Below are 19,676 nucleotides of genomic sequence, written 5' to 3' on the forward strand. Positions count from 1 at the left end.
ACCGGCTGGCCCTGCAGCTCGGTGTGGCCGACGTTGATGCGCTGCTGGCGTCCTTGCCGGCCAGTCAGTTGTGGCGCTGGATGGCCTTCGACGAGCTGGAGCCGTTCGGCGAGATCCGCGCCGACTTTCGGGCCGGCATCATCGCGGCCAGCAACACCAACCTGCACCTGCCCAAGGGCAAAAAAGCGCTGTCGCCGCTGGACTTCATGCCCTTCCTGCAGCGGGATGACACCGAACCTTCACCGTCACCCGCATCCCGTTCCCATGTTGAAACCGGCCTGATGGCGCTGCTGTCCGGTGCCGGCCAGCGCGCCGAGGCCGTTCGCGCCGATCTGGAGAAACACCATGGCTGATCAGGGCCGCCTCGCCATCGACCTCGAGGCGAACATCGTCCGCTTCGAGCAGGGTCTGAACCGCGCCGAGCAGATCGCCCGCAAGCAGTCGCGGGCGATCGAGAAATCGCTCTCGGGCATCGACGTGGCGATGGCCCGCGTCAACGCCGACAGCGCACGCATGGCGTCGTCGATCGACAAGGTGTCGTCGCAGGTCGACGCACTGTCGCAGACGACGTCGCGCTACATCCAGCTTGCAGCAGGGCTGTTCGCCGCCGGCAAGCTCGAGGCGTTCGCGCGGGCGTCGGTGATGGCTGCGTCGCGCTACAACGTGCTGGGCACGGTGCTGCAGACGATCGGTCGGAATGCCGGCTATACCGCCGACCAGCTCGGCCATGTCGAAACCGCGCTGCAACAGTCCGGCATCAGCAAGCTCGAATCGCGGCAAGGCGTGGCGCGGATGGTGCAGGGCGGGCTCGACCTGTCGCTGGCGCCGAAACTCGCCCGCATCGCCCAGGATGCAGCGGTGATCGGCAATATGGGTTCGTCGCAGGCGTTCAACCATCTGCTCTATGGCATCCAGACCGCACAGGTCGACATGCTGCGCACCATCGGCATCAACGTCAGCTTCGAGAACAGCTACAAGGACCTGGCCAAGTCGATCGGCGTCACCGCCGAGAGCCTGACCGCGCAGGAAAAGACCCAGGCGCGGGTGAACGCCGTGATGCAGGCCGGCGAGAGCATCGCCGGCGCCTACTCGGCCGCGATGCAGGAGCCGGGCAAACACTCGGCTCGATGCAGCGGCTGGTGTCCGATTTGCAGGTGACGCTCGGCCAGGGACTGATGCCGCAATTCCGTAGCGGTATCGCCGCCGCGACACAGGGGCTGGAGGCGATCCAGAACCACACCGAGGGCGTTGCCACAAGTCTCGGTGCGATCGGTACGGCCTTGGCCGGGCTGGTGACCGGCCGCCTCGCCGGTGCTGCATCACGCCGGGTACAGCAGTTGGCCGCGAGCCAGAGTGCACTGCAGGCCGAACGCGACGCCATTCTGCAAACCGCCTCGGCTGCGACGTTTGAAGCCAACCAGATGGCCCGCGCCGCGGCTGTAGAACGATCGTCTGCCGAGAGCAAATACCAGACCGCGACCGCTGCCAAAACCCTCGCCGTCGAAGAACTGCAGCTCGCGCAGGCCGAACAGGCGCGCGTGGCTGCGCAATACGAACTGATCCGCTTCTCGCACGGCGTCGCGACTGCCGACGAAGCGATGGCCGCAGCTGCCGAGCGTGTAGCAGCAGCGGAAACGGCTGTCACCGCTGCAGTCGATGCACGTGCTATCGCGACGCAAACCCTCGGCACGGCAATCCAGCTGCAAAACCGTGCCGAAGTCACGGCAGAGGCCGCGACCCTCGGCTACGCCGCCGCCCAGCGTAACGCCGCCGCAGCAGCCGGCGCCATGGGACTGGCCTCGCGTGCCGCCGGCGCCGCGCTGAGCTTCCTTGGTGGCCCGATCGGCGTCGCCTCGCTCGCCATCGTCGGTCTGATTGCCTACTGGGACGAACTCAGCGCGGCGATGGGCAACGCGGCCTCGGAGGCCGAACTGTCGGCCAAGCGCATCCAGACTGCGATGGCCAAGTCGGACATGGCCGGCCTGCAGCAGGAAGCCGGCGCTGCACGGCGCGACTACGACCAGCGCAATGCCGCCTATGACGCATTCGCCAAGCGGGCATTGCGACCGGGCGAATACGGCTTCCAGAAGGAGTCCGATCGCAAGGCCATGCTAGCCGGGCTCGAAACTGCCCGCGAACGGCTGCTCGCTGCCGACCAGGCGGTGCGGCAGCTGAAGCAACGCCAACTAGTGACCGCCAACGCACTGGCCGAGACCGACAGCCGCAAGCACTTGGGCGATGGCAAATCGCGGCTGGCCGCGCAGATCGACCAGATGGCGAAGGAGACCGAAACCAAGGGCGAGAAGCTCACCGCCAAACTGGCCACGCTGAAACGCGCACTCGCGGACGGCGTGATCGACCAGGGCCAGTTCGACCGGCTCGCCGCGCGCGAACGCGCGATGTTTACGGACAAGGGCGCCACCCGGCAGGCCCACACCGCTGAACGCCGTGCCGCTGCCGCAAAGAAGAAGGTCGAGCGCTACCAGGCACTGATGGACGACCTGCTCGGCAAGACGCTGCACGGCGTCGACCCGCAGTACGGCGACAACCTCAAGCTGCTGCAGCACGCCTTCAGTCAGGGAAAGATCGGCGCCGCCGACTACCAGCGTGCGCTGCAGAAGCTGACCGACACCCAGACCGAGCTCGGCCGGCAGACGGTGCTGTTCGGCCAGCGCATCACCGAGGTCAAAGCCAACCTCGGCAGCGCCTTCGGCCAGCAACAGCTCGACTGGCAGTCGAATCTGCATACTGAAAACCTCTCGGCTCGCGCCAAGGAGATCGAACAGGGCCTGCAACACATTGGCCAGCAAGCGGTGAATCTCAAGCGCCGGCTCACCGAAGACGTGAAGCTGAACCTGATCGATCCGCAGAAGATGCAGGCCGGCCTCGCCGAGATCGACGCCATGGTCGCCGCACAGCAGCAGAAGTACCTGGCCTACCAGAACACCCAGCGAGCACAGGAAGCCGACGCAAGCAATGGGGCGAAGCAGGCACTGGCCGACTACGTGGCGGCCGGCGAGAATGCCTCAGGCTTGATGGAGCAGGCGTTCAACAGCGCCTTCAGCAGCATGGACGCGATGATCAACAAGTTCGTCACCACCGGCGAGTTCAGCTTCAAACAGCTGGCCAACAGCATCCTCGCCGACATTGCCCGCGTCGCCGAACGGATGGCCATGACCAAACTCTTCCAGTGGATGGGAATCAGTAGTGGCTTGGGCACCCGCATGACCGGCATCCCGGTGCAGGCCCACGCCAACGGCGGGGCGGTCAGTGGTGCTGGCACAGCGACCAGCGACAGCATCCTGTCGTGGCTGTCGAACGGCGAGTACGTGATCAAGGCGTCTGCGGTGTCGCGCTACGGCCGCGGCTTCTTCGACGCGCTCAATGCGGGGCGCTTAGCCAGCGGTGGCGCTGTAGGATCACTGCCAAACACACCGGCCGTCTCGGCGGCCTCGGGCTTTGCCGTGCAGAACAACGTCACGATCAACGTGAGCAGCAACGGACCTACCGACACAAGCAGCGACACCGACCTCGGCCGCACCCTGGCTGACAAACTGGTGCCGATGATCAACAAGGTGGTGCAGGACCAGATGCAGCAGCAGAATCGCGACAGCTGGCGCAACGGCGGCATCAACCGACAGATGGCCTCGAGGGGGAGAACCTGATAACCGACTTCACCTGGTCGCCGCAATACGGCGCCCAGCTCGACAAGACCCCGCGCACGCGCAGCGTGCAGTTCGGTGACGGCTACGAACAACGCCGCAACGACGGCCTCAACCCCATCCTGCAAAGCTGGACGCTGGGCTTCCAGCGCAGCAAACCGGACATCCAGCAGATTGACGACTTCCTCACCGACAAGGCGGGTATCACCTCGTTCAGCTGGCTCGACCTCGACGACAAACCAGTGCGCGTCAAATGCGCCAAATGGTCGGTCGTCGAGGTCGACCGGAATATCGCCAGACTCATGGCGGTGTTCGAGCAGGTGTTCGAACCATGATTCTTTAACGTTTAACTCACCGGCGGTGTGACATTCGCGACTTTACTGCGAATGTCATGACGTCCGTGTGCGGTGCCTTGTTATGAATTTGATCGCAAGTGGCGTTCGACTTTGTTTATTACGTCTTCCCCTTTTTCTAGAGTAACTGGAAATCCGCTAACATTTAAAATGTTGCTCTTTAATTTAATTGTCAGCTGCTCATTCTCTACAGTCAATTCAAAAAGCTCTGATTTCTCTCTGAGAATGGTTTTACAAAGCACTTTCATTTCTTGAGTATTGGCGCCAGTATTTAGTTTGGCCATTGCTGGGGCTGCGATAGATAGAAGTACGTCTCTCAATGACTCCGCTTCATTGATTTTTTCACCTTGAGAGGCAAATTTTATACATCTTGTCATTTCAGGTAGTATTGTTTCTAGCTGTGAGGGCGCTAAACCATCCAGGTGCTCAATTTCATCCACGGCGGCACTTGGCTTGCCCTCTGAAGTGAAGATGTCCGAAGATTGATAATATGACTCAATTGCACCTCTTCTTAGAATAAAGCAGCCAGCCAACTCTAACAAGTCTAATACAGCCTCCAGTCGATTCTTCATTACGAACCAAGCTTTATTTGAGGTTGAATCAGATAGCGTACTTTCGTTGTGGCTAAATAAAGTGCATAAAGCCGCCCTTCGTTTTGCTTTAACGTCCTCACTTCCCTCTTTATTTAACCAATATGGGTGAGTTGTCGCCAAAGGGGCGATGGCTTGCCATTCGTTGTTTACTAATTGGCAGAAGTCGTTATAGACGGAATTGGCTAGAGAGGTTGCCGAGGCAGCGCCGGATGTGGCTGCTTTTTGATCTGCGGCTATGCACCCATCAAGATAATGGTTTGTTAATTCTAGGCTATCTGCAAAAGCATCGGCATCCGCTAAAACCACAGGTGTTTTTCCCAGTAATTTCATAAATTTTGACACTACCGGCATTTGGCCTTTACCAATTACTGGCAATATTTGAGAGCCGGATGCTTCCAGGTGTAGCTCTAGTTTTTGAGACAAAAAACTAGTGAGGAGTGCATCTGAAGGCCCTTCAACCAATAGTGGCTTTTTACAAAACAAAGACAGCTTATGTTCTTGCCCTAGTCGCGCGACTAAAGCTTGCACTTTCTTGTTTTGAAGTGCACCTGATTCTGGGGGGATTTGTACGGGCGCAGTGTCAAGATCATGACAAAAAACTAAAGATAATAAATCTTCGCATTTTATAATCCTCAACATTTCTGTTGAGTGAGTGGCCATAACTATTATCTTTTTAAAGCCGTTTTCAGAGTAATGGCCAGCAGCTGAAATAATCTCATTTAGCAAGAATGCTTGTAATTGAGGGTGTAGTGAAACTTCAGGCTCGTCTAGAATCAAAGCGCCTACTTCATCATCGTAGAGTGCTGCTAATAATCCAACCAAATGAAGTAGGCCAGACGCTTCTCTACCTGACGAATATGGTGACCCTTCTTTATCTAATCTTGCAAAAACGACCCTTAGAGTGCCTGCATCCCATTCAATGATTAGATCTCTTTTGAATAGTTTTCTAAGGCGCTCTTGTACTTTTACCAGAATATCGGCTCGCTCTGATAGAGTTTGGAAGTCCCCATTTAAAGTTTCAATATAATGGCGTCTATCCAAGTCACCTTTGCTGCCAAAATTGGCTTGTTCATATAATATGTTGCCGCGTCTATGGCCGTCAAAATCCGAGCGGCTCTGTTCAAGCATCCCCATTCTTCCAGCAGAAATGAATCTTGTTTTTTTCCTTGGACATACTGAGAAAGCGAGTTTTTAATTGCTCTAAGTAGGTGTGTTTTATCACTGCCATTAGGTCCAATTAGTACTGTTAATCCATTTCGGATTGTAATTTCCCGATCGAAGCGTCCATTATGGCTTTGAATTGTGGTGTTCAGTACGAATGGGGAAGGCATGTTAATCCTTTAGATACATAACGGTAATTGGGCTGACGCAAGCGTCAGTACATGCAAAATCATATGGACGTTGTGTTTGTTGCATGGTCTATTGTGTTTAATCATGCTTTTGAGCCGGCAGTACGTACCTTCACCTCAATGATAACGACGGTGCTTGCAGCTGGATAGCGTTTGCTGACATCAGGCTGGTGGCTGTTGCCGCATTGGTGCGTATGCACTCGGCCATTGTGATGGTACGCGCCGTACTGGCAATAATCTGCTATCCACTCGGGGCGACTTCTTTTTTGGAGATGGCCATGAGCATTACAGGCGAACTGCAGGGATTCGACGCCGGTAGCTGGATCGAGTTGTTCGTGATCGAGCTGAAGGGAGAGGCGCCACTTCGGTTTCATGCCGGCACCAACGGCGTCGATCAGCCGGTGGTCTGGCAGGGCAACGCGTACGCGCCGTTCCCGATCCAGGCGACCGGGTTTGTGGTCGACGGCAGCGGTAATCCGCCGCGGCCGAAGCTGGTGGTGTCGAACGTTACCGGGTTGATGACCGAGCTGGCGCGGTCCTTCAACAACCTGCTGAACGCACGGTTGACACGCCAGCGCACCAAGACCTGCTATCTCGATGCGGCCAATTTTGCCGACGGCAATCCGGGCGCCGATCCGAACGCCCATTTGCCGGACGAGGTGTACTACGTGGCGCAGAAGACCAGCGAGAACAAGCTGCAGGTCGAGTTCGAGCTGGCCAGCGCGCTGGATCTGGACGGGCTGCAGCTGCCGCGCAGGCAGATCATCGCCAACCTGTGCCCGTGGCGCTACCGGGGCGAGGAGTGCAGCTACACCGGCGGTCCGGTCGCCGATGACGTCGACCAGATCACAAACGATCCGGCTGAAGACTGCTGTGGTAAACGGCTATCGAGCTGCAAGCTGCGTTTCGGCGAGAACGGTGAGCTGCCGTTCGGGGGTTTTCCCGGGGCGAGCAGCACACAGATGTACTGATGGGGATGGGATGAACGAGATCGATGCCGCGGTGCTGCATGCCCGCGAAACCTGGCCGACCGAGAGTGTCGGCCTTTTTTACGTCCGCGATGGCCAGCGGCACTACCGGCGTTGCACCAATGTGTCGCCGGTGCCGGGCGACCGCTTCGTGATCGCACCGGCCGAGTTCGCCGCGGTCGCGGCGCTGGGCGAAGTGGTCGCAGTGGTGCATTCGCATCCTGGCGCCAGCGGGGCGCCGTCGGTGCTGGATCAGGCTGCACATGCGGCCGGCGGGCTGGAATGGGTGATTGTCGGTTTGCCTTCAGGGGTAGATGGAGAGGCTGACTTGGTGACCTTGCCGGCGGTGTCGGCGCCGTTGCCGCTGCTGGGCCGGCGTTTTGTCCACGGCGTGACCGACTGCTACTCGCTGGTGCGCGACTGGTACCGGGTTGAGCTGGGCATCGGCCTGCCCGATTTCGTCCGCGACGATCACTGGTGGCAGCGGGGCGGCGATCTCTATCGCAAGCACTTCACCGAGGCCGGTTTCGCAGTGGTGGCCGGGCCACCGCAGCATGGCGATGTGCTGCTGATGCAGCTCGGCGCGTCGGTACCGAATCACGGCGCGGTGTACCTCTCCGGGGATCGTGTGATCCATCACCTCGTCGGCCGGCTGTCGTCGGTCGACGTGTACGGCAAATTCTTCAGGGAGCGAACCACCCATGTCCTGCGAAACCTTGCACGGCCTGCGCACGATCCGGTTGCTGGGTGAACTGGGCAACCGGTTCGGCCGGGAGCATCGTTTCGCCGTAGCCAGCCCGGCCGAGGCGCTGCGGGCGCTCGGTGCCAATTGCCCGGGATTCCGGGTATTTCTGAGTGACCCGGCCCGGCAGGCGGTGCGTTACCAGCTGCTGGTCGGCGAGACGCCGCTGGCCGACCTTGAGGACGGGCTGCAGCTTCGGCATGGTGCCCAAGTTACCTACACGATCGCCCCGGTGCTCGAGGGCGCCAAGGACAGCGGGCTCGGGCGGATCTTCTCCGGCATCGCCATGGTCGCGGCGGCGTGGTTTACCAAGGGGGCTTCGCTGTCCTGGGGCGGCTACAAGGAGGTCGTGTCGGCGGCCGGACTGGTCGGCTTTTCCGCGAGCATGGGCACGGCGCTGGTGCTCGGTGGTGTGGCGCAGCTGATCGCGCCGACGCCGAACTATGACCAGTCCGGTGCCGACAGCGAGGCGTCGAGCCTGTTCGCCGGTCCGGTCAATACCACGGCACAAGGCGGCGCGGTGCCGTTGCTGTACGGCCGGTTGACCGTCGGTTCGGCGGTAATCAGCGCCGGTATCCAGAGTCAGGACATTCCGGTATGAGCCACGTTTCTTCTTCTGGAGTTCGTTCGTTTCCGGCGCTCATCGGTGCCGGTGGCGACGATCCGCAGCCGGCGCAGGAGGCACCAAACACGCTGCGCAGTTGCGCCTACGCGCGGATCATCGATCTGGTCAGCGAAGGCGAGATCGGCGGCCTTGTCAGCGGCATGCAGTCGGTCTACTTCGACGAGGTGCCGGTGCAGAACCCGGACGGGTCGTACAACTTCAGTGGCGTGTCGTTCGAGTTCCGCCCGGGTACGCAGTCGCAGTAGGTGCTGAGCATCACCAGCGGTACCGAGCATGCGAGTTCGGTCGGGGTCGAGCTCAAGGCGGGCCAAGCCATCGAGCGTCGCATCGACAACACCGAGGCCGGCTCGGCGCGGGTGACCCTGCGAGGTCAACCAGTTGACCTCGCAGGACATGAGTTCCGGCGATCTGAACGGTACTTCGGTCGATCTGCTGGTCGAGGTCCAGCCGGTCGGCGGTGCGTGGCAGGCCGTACCGGGTGCCTCATCGTGGCACGGCATGCCTGCCACCGGCGCGACCGGCGCAAGCCGCTACCAGCTCGGTGTCGACTGCCGCGTGGCATCGAACCACACCCAGGCATCGAACGGCTCGGGCATGGTCGACGTGTCCGTCAAAACCACCTTCGTGATCTCGTGGCGGCTGAATGGCGGCGACTGGTATGTCGTGCAACAGCAGGAGCTTGGCCTGAACACCACGCTGGTCGTCGACGTGCAGGCCAATTCGGCCGACGTGGTCGATTTCTCTGTGTCGGCGACGGCCGCCGGGCGTTACACGACGGCGCCAAGTTGGACGATCAACTACGCCCAGGGGCTGATCGCCGACGGCCGGGTGACGATCTCGGGCAAGACCACCTCGCCGTATGCCCGCGACGTGTCCTTCCGCTTGCCCGGGGAAGGGCCGTGGAACGTGAGGGTCACCCGGCTGACCGCCGACAGCACCCAGGCGGCGCTGCAGGACAAGACCTACTGGCAGGCGCTGACCGATATCGTCGACGACAAGCTGCGTTATCCGAACTCCGCGCTCTGTGCGCTGGCCGTCGACGCCAGTCAGTTCAGCTCGGTGCCGACCCGCGCCTACGACCTGTACGGCCTGCTGATCCGCGTGCCGGGCAACTACGATCCGCTGACCAGAAGTTACAGCGGGCCATGGGACGGCACCTTCAAGATCGCCTGGTCCGACAACCCGGCCTGGGTGTTCTACGATCTCGTCACCCACCCGCGCTACGGATTGGGTGACTACGTCCCGGAAGCGCTGGTCGACCAGTGGGCGTTGTACGAGATTGCCCGGTACTGCGACGAACTCGTGCCGGACGGCTTCGGCGGTATGGAGCCGCGCTTCACCTGCAACCTCTACCTGCAGTCCCGGCAGGACGCGTATCAGGTGCTCTCGGATCTGGCCGGCGTGTTCCGCGGCATGGCCTACTGGTCGGCCGGCGGCGTCGGCTTTGCCCAGGATGCGCCCAAAGATCCGAGCTACCAGTTCACCAATGCCAACGTCGCCGAAGCCGGTTTCAATTACGCCGGTGCGCACCGCAACACCATCCACAATGCGGTGCTGGTGACCTGGAACGACCCGGCCAATCTGTGCAAGCAGGCGGTCGAGTATGTCGAGGACAGCGAGGCCATCATCGAGGCCGGCTATTTGCGCGAAGCCAACGTCGTTGCGATCGGTTGCAGCTCGCGCGGCATGGCAAGGCGGGTCGGCAAGTGGCTGCTGTACACCGAGCGCTACGAGGCCGATTCGGTCAGCTTCACCACTGGCCTCGAGGGCTGTTTGCCGCAACCCGGGGACGTGATCCGGATCTCCGACTGTTTCCGTACCGGCGAGCGCCGCGGCGGCCGGATCGGTCGCGACAGCACTGCCGAGCAGATCGTTCTCGATGCGCCGGTGACCGTCCCGGCCGGCACCTTGCGGTTGGCCGTCATTCTCGACGATGGCAGCCTGCAGGAGCGCGAGCTGCCGCCCGTCTTCGAAACCGAAACCCGAACCGTCATCCCGGCGACCCCGTTCGACCGGCCACCGGCGATCGGCAGCAGCTGGATTCTGGCCTCCGACGATCTGCTGCCCGAGCTGTACCGGGTGACCACGGTGACCGAGCAGGACGACGGCAGCTATCAGATCGAGGGCCTGCGCCATTACCCCGACAAGTACGCGCTGATCGAGGAGGACGAACCGTTTACGCTCCCCGACAGCGACAACATCGGCCTCGTGCCCGGACCGGTCGGGCAGCTGAGCTTTACCGAGGTGCTGTACGAAGCCACTGCCGGCAGCGTGCGCTCGAAAGTGCTGGTGTCGTGGTCACCGCTGCGCAACGACCTGGTGCGCGGTTACCAGTTGGCGTACCGGCGTGAATGCAACGACTGGGTGCAACTGGCCGAGACCGCATCGACCTCGCTCGAGGTGCTCGACACCGTGCCGGGCTGGTAAGACTTCCGCATTGTCGCGGTCAACGTCATCGGTGTGCGTGGCGCGCCGACCGAGCAAGGTGTCGAGCTGTACGGGCTGACGGCACCGCCGGCGCCGCTGGCCGGGCTCGACGTGTCGGCGCTGAACGGCGTCGGCTGGTTCAGCTGGCCGCAGTCGCAGGATCTGGATGTGCGCGTCGGCGGCTCGATCCGCTTCCGCTTCAGTCCCAAGTTGCAGTCTGCGAACTGGAACGAATCGGTCGACATCGGTGCCAACCTGCCCGGCGCGTCGACGCAGGCGCAACTGCCCTTGCTGGTCGGCACCTATCTGGCCAAACCGGTCGACGCCAGCGGCATCGAGGCGCTGGACGCCGTGCCCGTGTCGACCGCCTCGGCGGCGATCGCCGCCTACAACGCGGTCGAACGCTTCGACGCCGACCCGGATTTCACTGGGGCATGCACGAACACCGCGGTGATCGATCAGGGGGTGCAGCTCGACTCGGCGGATACGGTCGACGACTGGCCGGCGATCGACAGCATGGCCACGTGGGATAGCGGCACTGCCGGCGTTGCCACCGAAGGGGAATGGATCGGCAGTGAAGTGATCGATCTCGGCGCGGTGATGAGTTGTCGGTTGACCGCCGAACTGGCCTCGCTGAGCTGGGACGTGACCGACCTGGTCGACGCGCGTCCCGACGTCGACGCCGTGCCAGACTGGGACGGCACGATCAGCGATGCCAATGCGGCGTTTTACGTGAGCGTGAGCGACGACGATCCGCTGCTGGCCAACTGGCAGCCATGGCAGCCGTTCTTCGTCGGCGACTGGCGCGGACGGGCGTTCCGATTCCGCATGGTGCTGCAGTCGGCCAACCCGCTGCACAACGTCCGGGTGACCCGGTTCCGCGTCACGCTGGACATGCCAGACCGGCTCGAATCGGGCGAGGACGTGCCGATTCCGGCCGAAGGATGCCGGATCGATTTCAGTCAGCGCTTCCACAAGAAGCCTGCGCTGGCGCTGACGGTCCAGAACCTGCAGCCCGGCGAGTTCTACCAGACCAGTGCCCGCGATGCCGCGGGCTTTTTTATGCGCATCGTCGACGCAAACGGGCAGGGCGTCGCCCGGTCGATCGCCTGGATCGCCAAGGGCTACGGCGCCGAGGCGTGACCCCAAAACACCGCAACAAGGAGACCTCATGTCGCAACACGACCTGCAACTCGACAACCAGCCGGGTGCCGCCTTCCGGCAGGATCTGAACAACGCACTGGTGGCGCAGGCCTCGAACCAGTCTGGCAACAACGAGCCGACCAACCCGCAGCCGTCGATGTGGTGGGCCGATACCGGTACCGGGCGGCTGCGCCGGCGCAATGCGATCAACACCGAATGGCTCGACTTCGCACCGCTCGACGGTGGCGCACCGCTGGCACCCGAGGAGGCCGACGACCGCTATGTGCCAAGGGCAGGCGGCGCTGTGCTGAAAGCACCGCTGTTTCGCGCTGGCGCTGCCGAGCTGCAGGACCGCAGCGGTGTACCCGACGGGACCGACTGGAACACGCTCAGCGGGAGTGGCTATTACTTCTTCGGTAGCGATGCCAGCATGGCGACGATGATCAATGCCCCGGCGCTCCATGCCGGTTTGCTGCACGTCTACAGCTCAAGCGACGCCGGCACCGAGTGGGTGTTCCAGCAGTACCAGAGCTACGCCGACGACCGGATCTACCGGCGCCGTTTCTATCCGACCTCGGGCTGGTCGTACTGGTCGGCCGACTTCACCTCGTCGTATCCGCAGCCGATCCCCATTCCACCGAAGGAAGTGCCGGTCGGGATGATCGCGCCGTTCAACGTCAACCCGGGTACGGTGATCCCGGGCTGGATGCCGTGCACCGGTGGTGGCTATCCGGATCTGCGCGGCCGCTTCATTCGCGTCTGCTCGCAGGGCAGCGGCGTCGACCCGGAAGGCGATCGCGGTCCTGGTTCGGTCCAATGGTGCGATGTCCAGTCGCACACCCACAGCATCCCGGTACGTGAACGCGAAAGCGGTGGCAGTGGCGGCTGGGGTGTCGACTACCAGGGCGGCGGCCTCGAGAACACCTGGGGCGCGGGTGGCGCCGAAACCCGCCCGACCAACGTCAGCTACCCGCATTACTACTACACCGGCGTCGGTATCGGCCTGTGGACACCGCTGCAACTGAAGCACGCCGGCATCGAGCTGACGCCGTTGCTTGTACACCAGTCACACCTGCTCACCGGTGAGTACCTCGGCAAATACCCGGTCCAGCACGACCCGTTCAAAACGAAAGAACAGGGCGTGCTGGTACCACTGATTCCCGATGGCGCCACACTCGAGCCGCCGCCGGCCAGCAACGAGGAGGCCGGCTATTCGCAGCTGGCCGTGCTCGAGGCGGGGACTTGGAAACTGGTCCGCAACTGGCGGTCAACCACGCTGTGGCGCACCGCCAATGCCCAAGCCTACAGCCCGGGCAACTGGTCGCACGACCCGGACTGGAGCGGCTTGGGTGACTTGCCCGACTGGCTGACCGACCAGACACCGCCGGCCGATTACCCGCTGTGGAATGCCACGAACAGCGAATGGACCATCGACACGGTCGCCCAGCAACGAGATGCCGAACTGGCCAAGGCCAGACAGGACCTGCAGTCCTTTCTCGTGATGCAGGGCCTCGCGCCCGAAGTAGCGGCGCTGCTGTGACCGATAAACCGACGACCTCGCCACCGAGCCGGCCTAGCGCCGGCTTTTTAACGCCCGAAGGAAACGTCCCATGTCCCGACGACTGATTCCGCTCGTCCTGATTGCCGCACTGAACGGCTGCGCTTCGGCGCGCTACGCCGACGGCAAGTCCAGTACCTGGGCGATCGGTGACGGTTCCTGCGCCATCGTCCGTGCAGACGGCGTCACCGTCTCGGCCTGCGGCCGGACCAATGAAGAAGGAGAACCGGATGCGAATGCTGAGCTGCGCACTGCTGCTGGTCCTGACCGGCTGCGCCATCGCCATGACGAGTGAGGTCCAAAACCCGAATGGTCACGACGCCCGTCGCGGCTTCGCCATGAGCAACGGCTGCGTTCGCGCTGCCGGTGCATCCGGGCCTATCGCCTCGGCCTGTACCCGCAACCTGCACCCCTGAAGGAGTCCCCATGCAAACCGAACAGATACTGAGCCACCGCACCAATCTTGCCGGGCAGATGCTCAACTTCGCCGTCGCCTTCCAGCGCACTGTCGGCCTCGAGGGCGACTACTGGGATGACCCCGCCGGCGGGGCAACCCGATACGGCATCACCGAAGCCACCGCACGCGAACACGGCTACAGCGGTGACATGCACGACCTGCCGCTGACCACCGCCGCGGCCATCTACTGGCAGTCGTACTGGGCACAGTCCGGCTGCGTGTATTTCCCGCTGGTGCTGGCCTACCAGCTGTTCGACGCCGGCGTGAATCACGGCACGGGTACCGCGATCAAACTGCTGCAGCGTGCCGTCGGTGCCGACGACGACGGCATCATCGGCCCGCAGACACTCGACGCGACCAAGGCCATGAAACCCTACGACGTGGCGATCCTGTTTCTTGCGCAGCGCGAGCAGTACTTCACCGATTGCACCGGCTGGCCGGATAACGGTAAGGGCTGGTCGAGGCGGGTGGTTCAGAACCTGCAGTACGCGCAGCAGGACGTCGCGCAAATTAGAGGGTGATGTGCAAAGTACCCCCTGTATGCGAGGACTTTTTGTAGGGTGATACTTGGAGGAATCTGGTGGAGCAGTGAATGCTTAAGTGCTGGCTTCGACCGTCGCCGTCTCCGAGCTCCTTGGACCGAGACTAGGCCTGTGCCTTGCCTTCGTCCCGCACCATCAGTAGAGAGCTGCCGTGCGCGCTCTCCTTGGTTATCGTGCCGACCTCGACGAATCCGAGCTTCCCGAGCACATGGCGCGAAGTTGCGTTCCAGTCCCATACGTTGGCCCGCAACCGTGGAAAACCCGATTCCCGCATGCATGTGATAACGGCACGGCCGGCCTCGGTGGCAAGACCGCGGTTATGCATTGCGCGGAGCAGCTCGAACACCAGTTCGGGATCGGCCGGATCACCGTTGGGGTCGAAAACCACTCCGCAGTACCCGATCACTTCCTCTGTCTCGCGCAGCACCACAGTGAGCAGGCCGGGTCGTTCGCGCTCGCGTTCCTCTCGGATATAACGGACGATATCATCGACGTTCGGACGGCCGTCTGCGTCGATCCGGCGATGTGGCGGAGCACGCTCGTCGCGCTCCGTCCATAGCAGTCGGAACACGACTGCATCGGTATCCTTCTGCGGACGCAGAGTCAGACGCTCAGTCGTCAGTGACTTCTGCGGCGAGTCCGCAGGCATGACGTCATCCTCGTAAAAAGAGTTCACTACCGTAGATGGGGTAGATGAACTTCTTACTCATTTTAAGGTTGTGGGAAGGGCGAGCTCCTGCTCGAAACCCTCCCGCGCGGCCACCGCTAGGCGAAACGCCAGTTCGTTACCATACTTGCGCACTGAAAAGTTGCGCGTGCGCATCGGGGAGATGCCCTCCGGTGTCCGCGCCTGCCAGATCGGATGCGTGACCAGCCGGCCGTTACGCACGCGCTTCATCGCCTGCAGATATACGCCGGTGCGGCCCGAGCTGTTATTGATTCGGTGTTTCCGGGCATGGTCGAGTTTGCTGTACGGCGGGTGCTCGGCCAGGATCTGATCCCGCCACTGCTGCGCGGAGACGAGGGCTTGTGCCTCGCCGCCGTGCAGGTGGTGATAGAAGCGTTTCTGATGGGTCTTGCATTGCCGTTTCAGTTGCACGCGCCAGAACGGTTTGCCGTCTCGTTCAAGCGCAGTGATGAGATGGAGCGCCGACGGTGGATTCATCGGCTCACGACCGTTGCTACAGTGTTCATTCATCGGCACGAATCAAACCATTCGGATATACGTTCACCCCAATCCAACTAGTCGCCAACTGACAGGCTCGATCTGCGACGTCGTCTTGCCCTTGAACACGCTGGCCAGACCACTGCGCTGGCGCTCCACGGTCTGCATCGGCAGCGGCTCACCCTTGGTAAAGTGCCGGGTGACGGTCAGTGCGTTGACGTTCGGCTCGTCGGGCCAGATGACTTGCCACATGCCGCTTTGCGGACAAGCGTCACCGCTGCGGCAGAGCGTGCCGAGCGCGACGGTGGGGGCCGTCGGTTTGGCCGGTTCGGGGTCGGCTTGGCTGGTCTTTGCCGGCTGAGCCAAGGGGCGACCGGTAACCGGGTCGAGGCCTTTGGCCTTGGCCATTTTTTCGAGCAGGGCTTCGCTGGGTTTTTCGGGTGGAATATTCGCTTCGAAATCTACGAGCCACTTGAGCTTGCCGTCCCAAGGAGGCAGCTTGGCCGGCGGCAAGGGCACGATGTCGTCGAGCTCCGGCACCGACGGATGGGCGTAGGAATAGTCGCTGAGAACACTCCAGATGGCTTTATAGCGTCGGCTGCGCTCTTCATCCTTAGGCAACGCCAAGTAGTAGATTTTATCGTCGGGAGGCGTGCCGGCAAAACCGGAATCTAAGCGTCCAGCTCCCGATTCATTGCCAGCCTTGGCGGCCAGATGAAAGAACTTGACCGCTTCAGAGTATTTTTTTTGGTTTTTCATATAGATGCCGTAGCTTACCGCGGCTTCTCCATGTCCCTGCTCGCCGGCACACTTTGTCATTTCCCGCCCGACAGTGTAGGCGACGTCCGAATCTAGGTCGGTCAACTTGTCGCCGACGAAATACTGCGCATCCGGATCGCCCAAGTCGGCTGCCTTGCGGTAGTACTGCCTGGCCAGATCGCTGTCTTGCTTCACGCCATAGCCGCGACCAAGGTAGATCGCCATGTCGTAATACCCACCGGGGATACCCCGATCGATCAGCACCTGAGTCAGGTCGATGGTTTCCTTGGCCGGATTATCGCTGAAGGCATGCCCTTCGCCGATCAGCTTGCGCAGCTCCAGGTTGGCCTTGTAATGGCCGTGGGCGGTGGCGATCCGGTACAACCGCTCCATTTCTGGATAACGAGTTGGATCTTCCTTCTCGACCTGATTCTTGGTCAGCCAGCGTGCATAGCGGTACAGCTTGTCGGCATCCGGGTCGAGCTCGGGCAGTTTCTGGTGAACGCAGGTAAAGGCCAGCTTGGCTTCGGCCTCGGAGGCGTTGAACATCGGTTTTATCTCCTTCGGCGCTTCCTTGCAGGCATTCAAGCCCAAACACAATGCCAACGTGAGCAGGGTCGGTTTAATCACTGTTGCTCCGTTCGATCGAGGTGCGGACGAAGCCGCGCAGTGCGGCGACCGGACTCTGCCCTGATTTGGGTTTGCCGGCTTCGGCGTTTTCTTTGATCAATTCCGCCCAAACTTTGAACTCATCTTTGAAATTGTCCCCGCCACTTCTTCTATTGGAATGCATCCCCCACAGCTTCTTGCGCAATGGCGTAGCGACCTCGGGGCGATCAAGCAGCACGTTCATCTCGCTGTCGACTTCCATGCTGCGGGTATTGATGTTGGCCGAGCCGATGGTGGTGAAGGCATCGTTGACGATCATCAGCTTGGCGTGGATGTAGGTCTCCAGCCAGTTGCCCGCCGGCGAGTCCGGTGCAACGAGGGTGCAGATGTGGGTTTTGAGGCCGGGCTGGTCGACTTGGGCAATCGGTTCATCCTGGCCTTTCTGCACGGCATCGAGCCGCTCTTTCGCCTTTTGCTCAGCGGCCTTGGCCTGCTCGTAGTCGGCCTTGGCCTTGTCCAAATCGGCTGCAGCCTTGGATTTGGCATTGGGAATTCGTAGCTGGGTGTAGTTGTTCATTGCCCCTTGGGCCATGACCACCCGCTGTCTTGCCTGTCCCAGCTGAGCCTTGGCGTCGTCGTACTCGTTGGCGCGCGTGACGCCCGGCACTGTATCGCTCCGCCCAAGGCTCTCCATCATCCGGTGGGTATTGACAGTGCCTTTGCCGACGCCGGCGTCGGTGGAGTTGGTGACAACGAACAGGTAGATCGGGGTTTTCCGGCCGTTGTCCTTCTGCTGTTTGGCGGCTTTCTTGATGGTTTCGGCCAATGGCGGCCAACGGAAATACTGGTTCTCGATGTAGATGTACGAGGTGACGTTGTTGACGGCCTGGTAGTAGGCCTTCTTGATGTCCTGTGCCGGTGGCTTGGCCTGCGGCTGTGTCCGTAGCGCCTGTACCTTGGCAGGAACGCAGTCGCTCATGCAGTTGCCGCCACGCACGAAGCGCGGTTTGTAGTCCTTGAACTTGGCCGGGGATAGCACTTCGCCTGTTTCGTTTTTCCAGGCAGCTGAGAAGTTGAAAAACACATCGCCGACGACCGGGCCGGTCAAGCGGGTCGAAAAATCTTCGCGCGGCCCGACGATACCGTTACGTCCCCGCCGAGGATCGGTGTGCCGTGCGTGGTGGTGGTCATCGGTATCCCAGTACTCGTCGAGCATGTTGTGGCCCATGATGAAGGCCAACGATTGCTCAGGATCGTCATAGTCGACCAGAACGGTCTTTTGATGGTGACTGGTCCCCCCCGCCAAGGCCGCCTTGGTGGACCTTTTGATCCCTTTGTCATCGTGCTGCATTTTGTAGATGTCTTTCCGCTCGCCTGCGGAGAAACCACGGCTGTAGAAATGTAGGTTCTGCGATGACTTCTGACCGAGGAGATTGGCGCGAATGGCCTTCTTCGTTTCGTCGGACGCGCTTTGATCGTCGTCGTAGCGGTGATACCAGTCGACGTCATACTGGTACTGCGCGTCGGTGGCGAAACCTGGGCGATCATCTTTACGGATGTCCCAACGGCCTGGCGTGTTGGATTCCCCGACGGTTGCCTCCATGCCCGTGATATTGGCCGGTGCCGAAAACGCGGCCGTCGCTGGCACGTATTGCAGCGGATTGACGGCTTCATAGGCAAAGCACAGTACTCGGACTTTGACGCCTTGCGCTGCCTTGCGTTCGAGCAAACGACCGATCTGCGTCGGTACCGGCCCTGGCAGTCCCGGGTAACTGACGGTGTCGCTGCCATTGCGAACGAAGTACATCGACGGCTGGAAGCCCCAGCAGATGATGGAAACATTGCGTTTGGCGCGGGCAATGGCTTCGTGAACCGACTTGAACGCCGTTTCACCGTTCACCAGAACCTGGATGCCCGCCTCGTGTGGGTAGTATTCGCCCGCTTGCAAAAACCACGGCAGGGTACACGTCGCCGCAAGGGGGCGGTCTTGAGATACCGGTGTTTTAACGGCTTTGCTCATCCTTGCCCCTCCGCCTCGCCACCTGCAGCATTGAATAACTTCGCATAGCGCAAGCGAGCGTGATCGTCCGGCTCGACCCGGCCTTCTTCCGGTGCGCTACCGCCTTCAAATTTATGGAAGCCGCGGTTCGCTTGATCGCCTTTCTCGGGGTCGGACAGCGAACTGACCACAGGAATGTCGAACTTCACACCGTTGGCGAGCTCCAGCGTGTATTTCTGGGTAATCACTTCATGCATGACCGACAATGCCGCGGATTCGTCCATTACGCCTTTCTGTACTTCGGCGCCGTCGGCAAGCAGGGTAAAGGGCATCCCTGCCCAGTGTGTGCCGCCACTGATCGGTGATTGGCCAAGCGAGAGATTTATGGGCTGCTTGTACGCGGACTTCGGGTAGTCCGGATGCGCTGCATTCATGCTTGCTGGCCCATCTAGGCTATGGCTTGCGCCTTTGACATCGATCTTGCCTGGTGCATGGATCTCGATATTGCCACCTTTGATCCGGATATAGGCACCGCCTGCGGTCAGCAGGATTTCTTCTTTGGCTGCGCAGAACACTTTCTGGTTGGCAGTTTCGGTAATGTCCTTCGCTGCGTTGATCTCGACGTTGTCGCTCTGCGCCTGCACCTGCACCTTGCCCTTGGCGGCGATCAGCTTCAGCGCGATCTGGTCCTTTACGCCGGCGACGAACAGGCTGATGTGTTCGCC

General features: G+C 61.2%; 19 protein-coding genes. 13 read left to right on the plus strand and 6 right to left on the minus strand.

Annotated elements, in window-relative coordinates; translation table 11 throughout:
* Window positions 1-23: 23 nt before the first annotated feature.
* Genes IE097_RS05640 through IE097_RS05655 form a run of 4 tightly spaced genes read left to right on the plus strand, consistent with a single transcriptional unit; the run spans window position 24 to window position 3,997 of the window.
* Window positions 24-353, plus strand: coding sequence for a phage tail assembly protein T (locus tag IE097_RS05640; RefSeq protein WP_189459162.1), 330 nt, complete (start codon window positions 24-26; stop codon window positions 351-353).
* Complete coding sequence (locus tag IE097_RS05645) at window positions 346-1,158, plus strand: hypothetical protein (protein ID WP_189459163.1); 813 nt, start codon at window positions 346-348, stop codon at window positions 1,156-1,158. The genes IE097_RS05640 and IE097_RS05645 overlap by 8 nt, the downstream gene beginning before the upstream one ends.
* Window positions 1,140-3,665, plus strand: coding sequence for a phage tail tape measure C-terminal domain-containing protein (locus IE097_RS05650; RefSeq protein ID WP_189459164.1), 2,526 nt, complete (start codon window positions 1,140-1,142; stop codon window positions 3,663-3,665). Before IE097_RS05645 ends, IE097_RS05650 begins: the two co-directional genes overlap by 19 nt.
* Entirely contained in the window at window positions 3,665-3,997 is a 333-nt protein-coding gene (locus IE097_RS05655) for a phage tail protein (RefSeq protein WP_268247083.1), read from the plus strand. Before IE097_RS05650 ends, IE097_RS05655 begins: the two co-directional genes overlap by 1 nt.
* A gap of 80 nt (window positions 3,998-4,077) precedes the next feature.
* Here the strand turns inward: IE097_RS05655 and IE097_RS05660 are convergent, their stop codons facing one another.
* Window positions 4,078-5,736 carry an ATP-dependent nuclease gene (locus IE097_RS05660; protein ID WP_229797442.1) on the minus strand — a complete coding sequence of 553 codons (1,659 nt, stop codon included), beginning with the start codon at window positions 5,734-5,736 and terminating at the stop codon, window positions 4,078-4,080.
* A 499-nt stretch (window positions 5,737-6,235) separates the two neighbouring features.
* Here IE097_RS05660 and IE097_RS05665 point away from each other — a divergent pair, with 499 nt between their 5' ends.
* The 9 genes from IE097_RS05665 to IE097_RS05705 all read left to right on the plus strand — a co-directional run bounded on the left by IE097_RS05665 (window position 6,236) and on the right by IE097_RS05705 (window position 14,398).
* Window positions 6,236-6,928, plus strand: a complete 693-nt coding sequence (locus IE097_RS05665) for a phage minor tail protein L (RefSeq protein ID WP_189459165.1) — start codon at window positions 6,236-6,238, stop codon at window positions 6,926-6,928.
* A gap of 10 nt (window positions 6,929-6,938) precedes the next feature.
* On the plus strand, window positions 6,939-7,676 hold the full coding sequence (locus IE097_RS05670) for an NlpC/P60 family protein (protein ID WP_189459166.1): 738 nt from the start codon (window positions 6,939-6,941) through the stop codon (window positions 7,674-7,676).
* Window positions 7,627-8,268, plus strand: coding sequence for a tail assembly protein (locus IE097_RS05675; protein ID WP_189459167.1), 642 nt, complete (start codon window positions 7,627-7,629; stop codon window positions 8,266-8,268). The genes IE097_RS05670 and IE097_RS05675 overlap by 50 nt, the downstream gene beginning before the upstream one ends.
* The gene (locus IE097_RS05680; RefSeq protein ID WP_189459168.1) at window positions 8,265-8,537 is read left to right on the plus strand and encodes a hypothetical protein; all 273 of its coding nucleotides are present in this window, start codon (window positions 8,265-8,267) and stop codon (window positions 8,535-8,537) included. Before IE097_RS05675 ends, IE097_RS05680 begins: the two co-directional genes overlap by 4 nt.
* Before the next feature lie 133 nt (window positions 8,538-8,670).
* A complete protein-coding gene (locus IE097_RS05685; RefSeq protein ID WP_229797443.1) occupies window positions 8,671-10,719 on the plus strand; it encodes a TipJ family phage tail tip protein in 2,049 nt (682 codons plus the stop codon).
* A gap of 33 nt (window positions 10,720-10,752) precedes the next feature.
* On the plus strand, window positions 10,753-11,862 hold the full coding sequence (locus IE097_RS05690; protein WP_189459170.1) for a phage tail protein: 1,110 nt from the start codon (window positions 10,753-10,755) through the stop codon (window positions 11,860-11,862).
* A 28-nt stretch (window positions 11,863-11,890) separates the two neighbouring features.
* Window positions 11,891-13,402: a pyocin knob domain-containing protein gene (locus IE097_RS05695; RefSeq protein ID WP_189459171.1), complete on the plus strand. Its 1,512-nt coding sequence runs from the start codon at window positions 11,891-11,893 to the stop codon at window positions 13,400-13,402.
* Between the two features lie 70 nt (window positions 13,403-13,472).
* Window positions 13,473-13,715, plus strand: a complete 243-nt coding sequence (locus IE097_RS05700) for a hypothetical protein (protein WP_189459172.1) — start codon at window positions 13,473-13,475, stop codon at window positions 13,713-13,715.
* Between the two features lie 131 nt (window positions 13,716-13,846).
* A complete protein-coding gene (locus tag IE097_RS05705) occupies window positions 13,847-14,398 on the plus strand; it encodes a glycoside hydrolase family 108 protein (protein WP_229797444.1) in 552 nt (183 codons plus the stop codon).
* A 124-nt stretch (window positions 14,399-14,522) separates the two neighbouring features.
* On the opposite strand, the gene IE097_RS05710 is transcribed toward IE097_RS05705, so the two are convergent.
* From IE097_RS05710 to IE097_RS05730, 5 genes are all read right to left on the minus strand, one after another.
* On the minus strand, window positions 14,523-15,068 hold the full coding sequence (locus IE097_RS05710) for a GNAT family N-acetyltransferase (protein ID WP_229797445.1): 546 nt from the start codon (window positions 15,066-15,068) through the stop codon (window positions 14,523-14,525).
* Window positions 15,069-15,125: 57 nt separating this feature from the next.
* Complete coding sequence (locus tag IE097_RS05715) at window positions 15,126-15,584, minus strand: hypothetical protein (protein ID WP_189459173.1); 459 nt, start codon at window positions 15,582-15,584, stop codon at window positions 15,126-15,128.
* Window positions 15,585-15,647: 63 nt separating this feature from the next.
* Window positions 15,648-16,973 carry an SEL1-like repeat protein gene (locus tag IE097_RS05720; protein WP_189459174.1) on the minus strand — a complete coding sequence of 442 codons (1,326 nt, stop codon included), beginning with the start codon at window positions 16,971-16,973 and terminating at the stop codon, window positions 15,648-15,650.
* Window positions 16,966-18,972 carry a phospholipase D-like domain-containing protein gene (locus tag IE097_RS05725; protein WP_189459175.1) on the minus strand — a complete coding sequence of 669 codons (2,007 nt, stop codon included), beginning with the start codon at window positions 18,970-18,972 and terminating at the stop codon, window positions 16,966-16,968. The genes IE097_RS05720 and IE097_RS05725 overlap by 8 nt, the downstream gene beginning before the upstream one ends.
* A partial coding sequence (locus IE097_RS05730) for a DUF2345 domain-containing protein (RefSeq protein ID WP_189459176.1) occupies window positions 18,969-19,676 on the minus strand: 708 nt, incomplete at its 5' end. The genes IE097_RS05730 and IE097_RS05725, both read right to left, overlap by 4 nt.

Source organism: Jeongeupia chitinilytica (assembly GCF_014652315.1).
GTDB lineage: Bacteria > Pseudomonadota > Gammaproteobacteria > Burkholderiales > Chitinibacteraceae > Jeongeupia > Jeongeupia chitinilytica.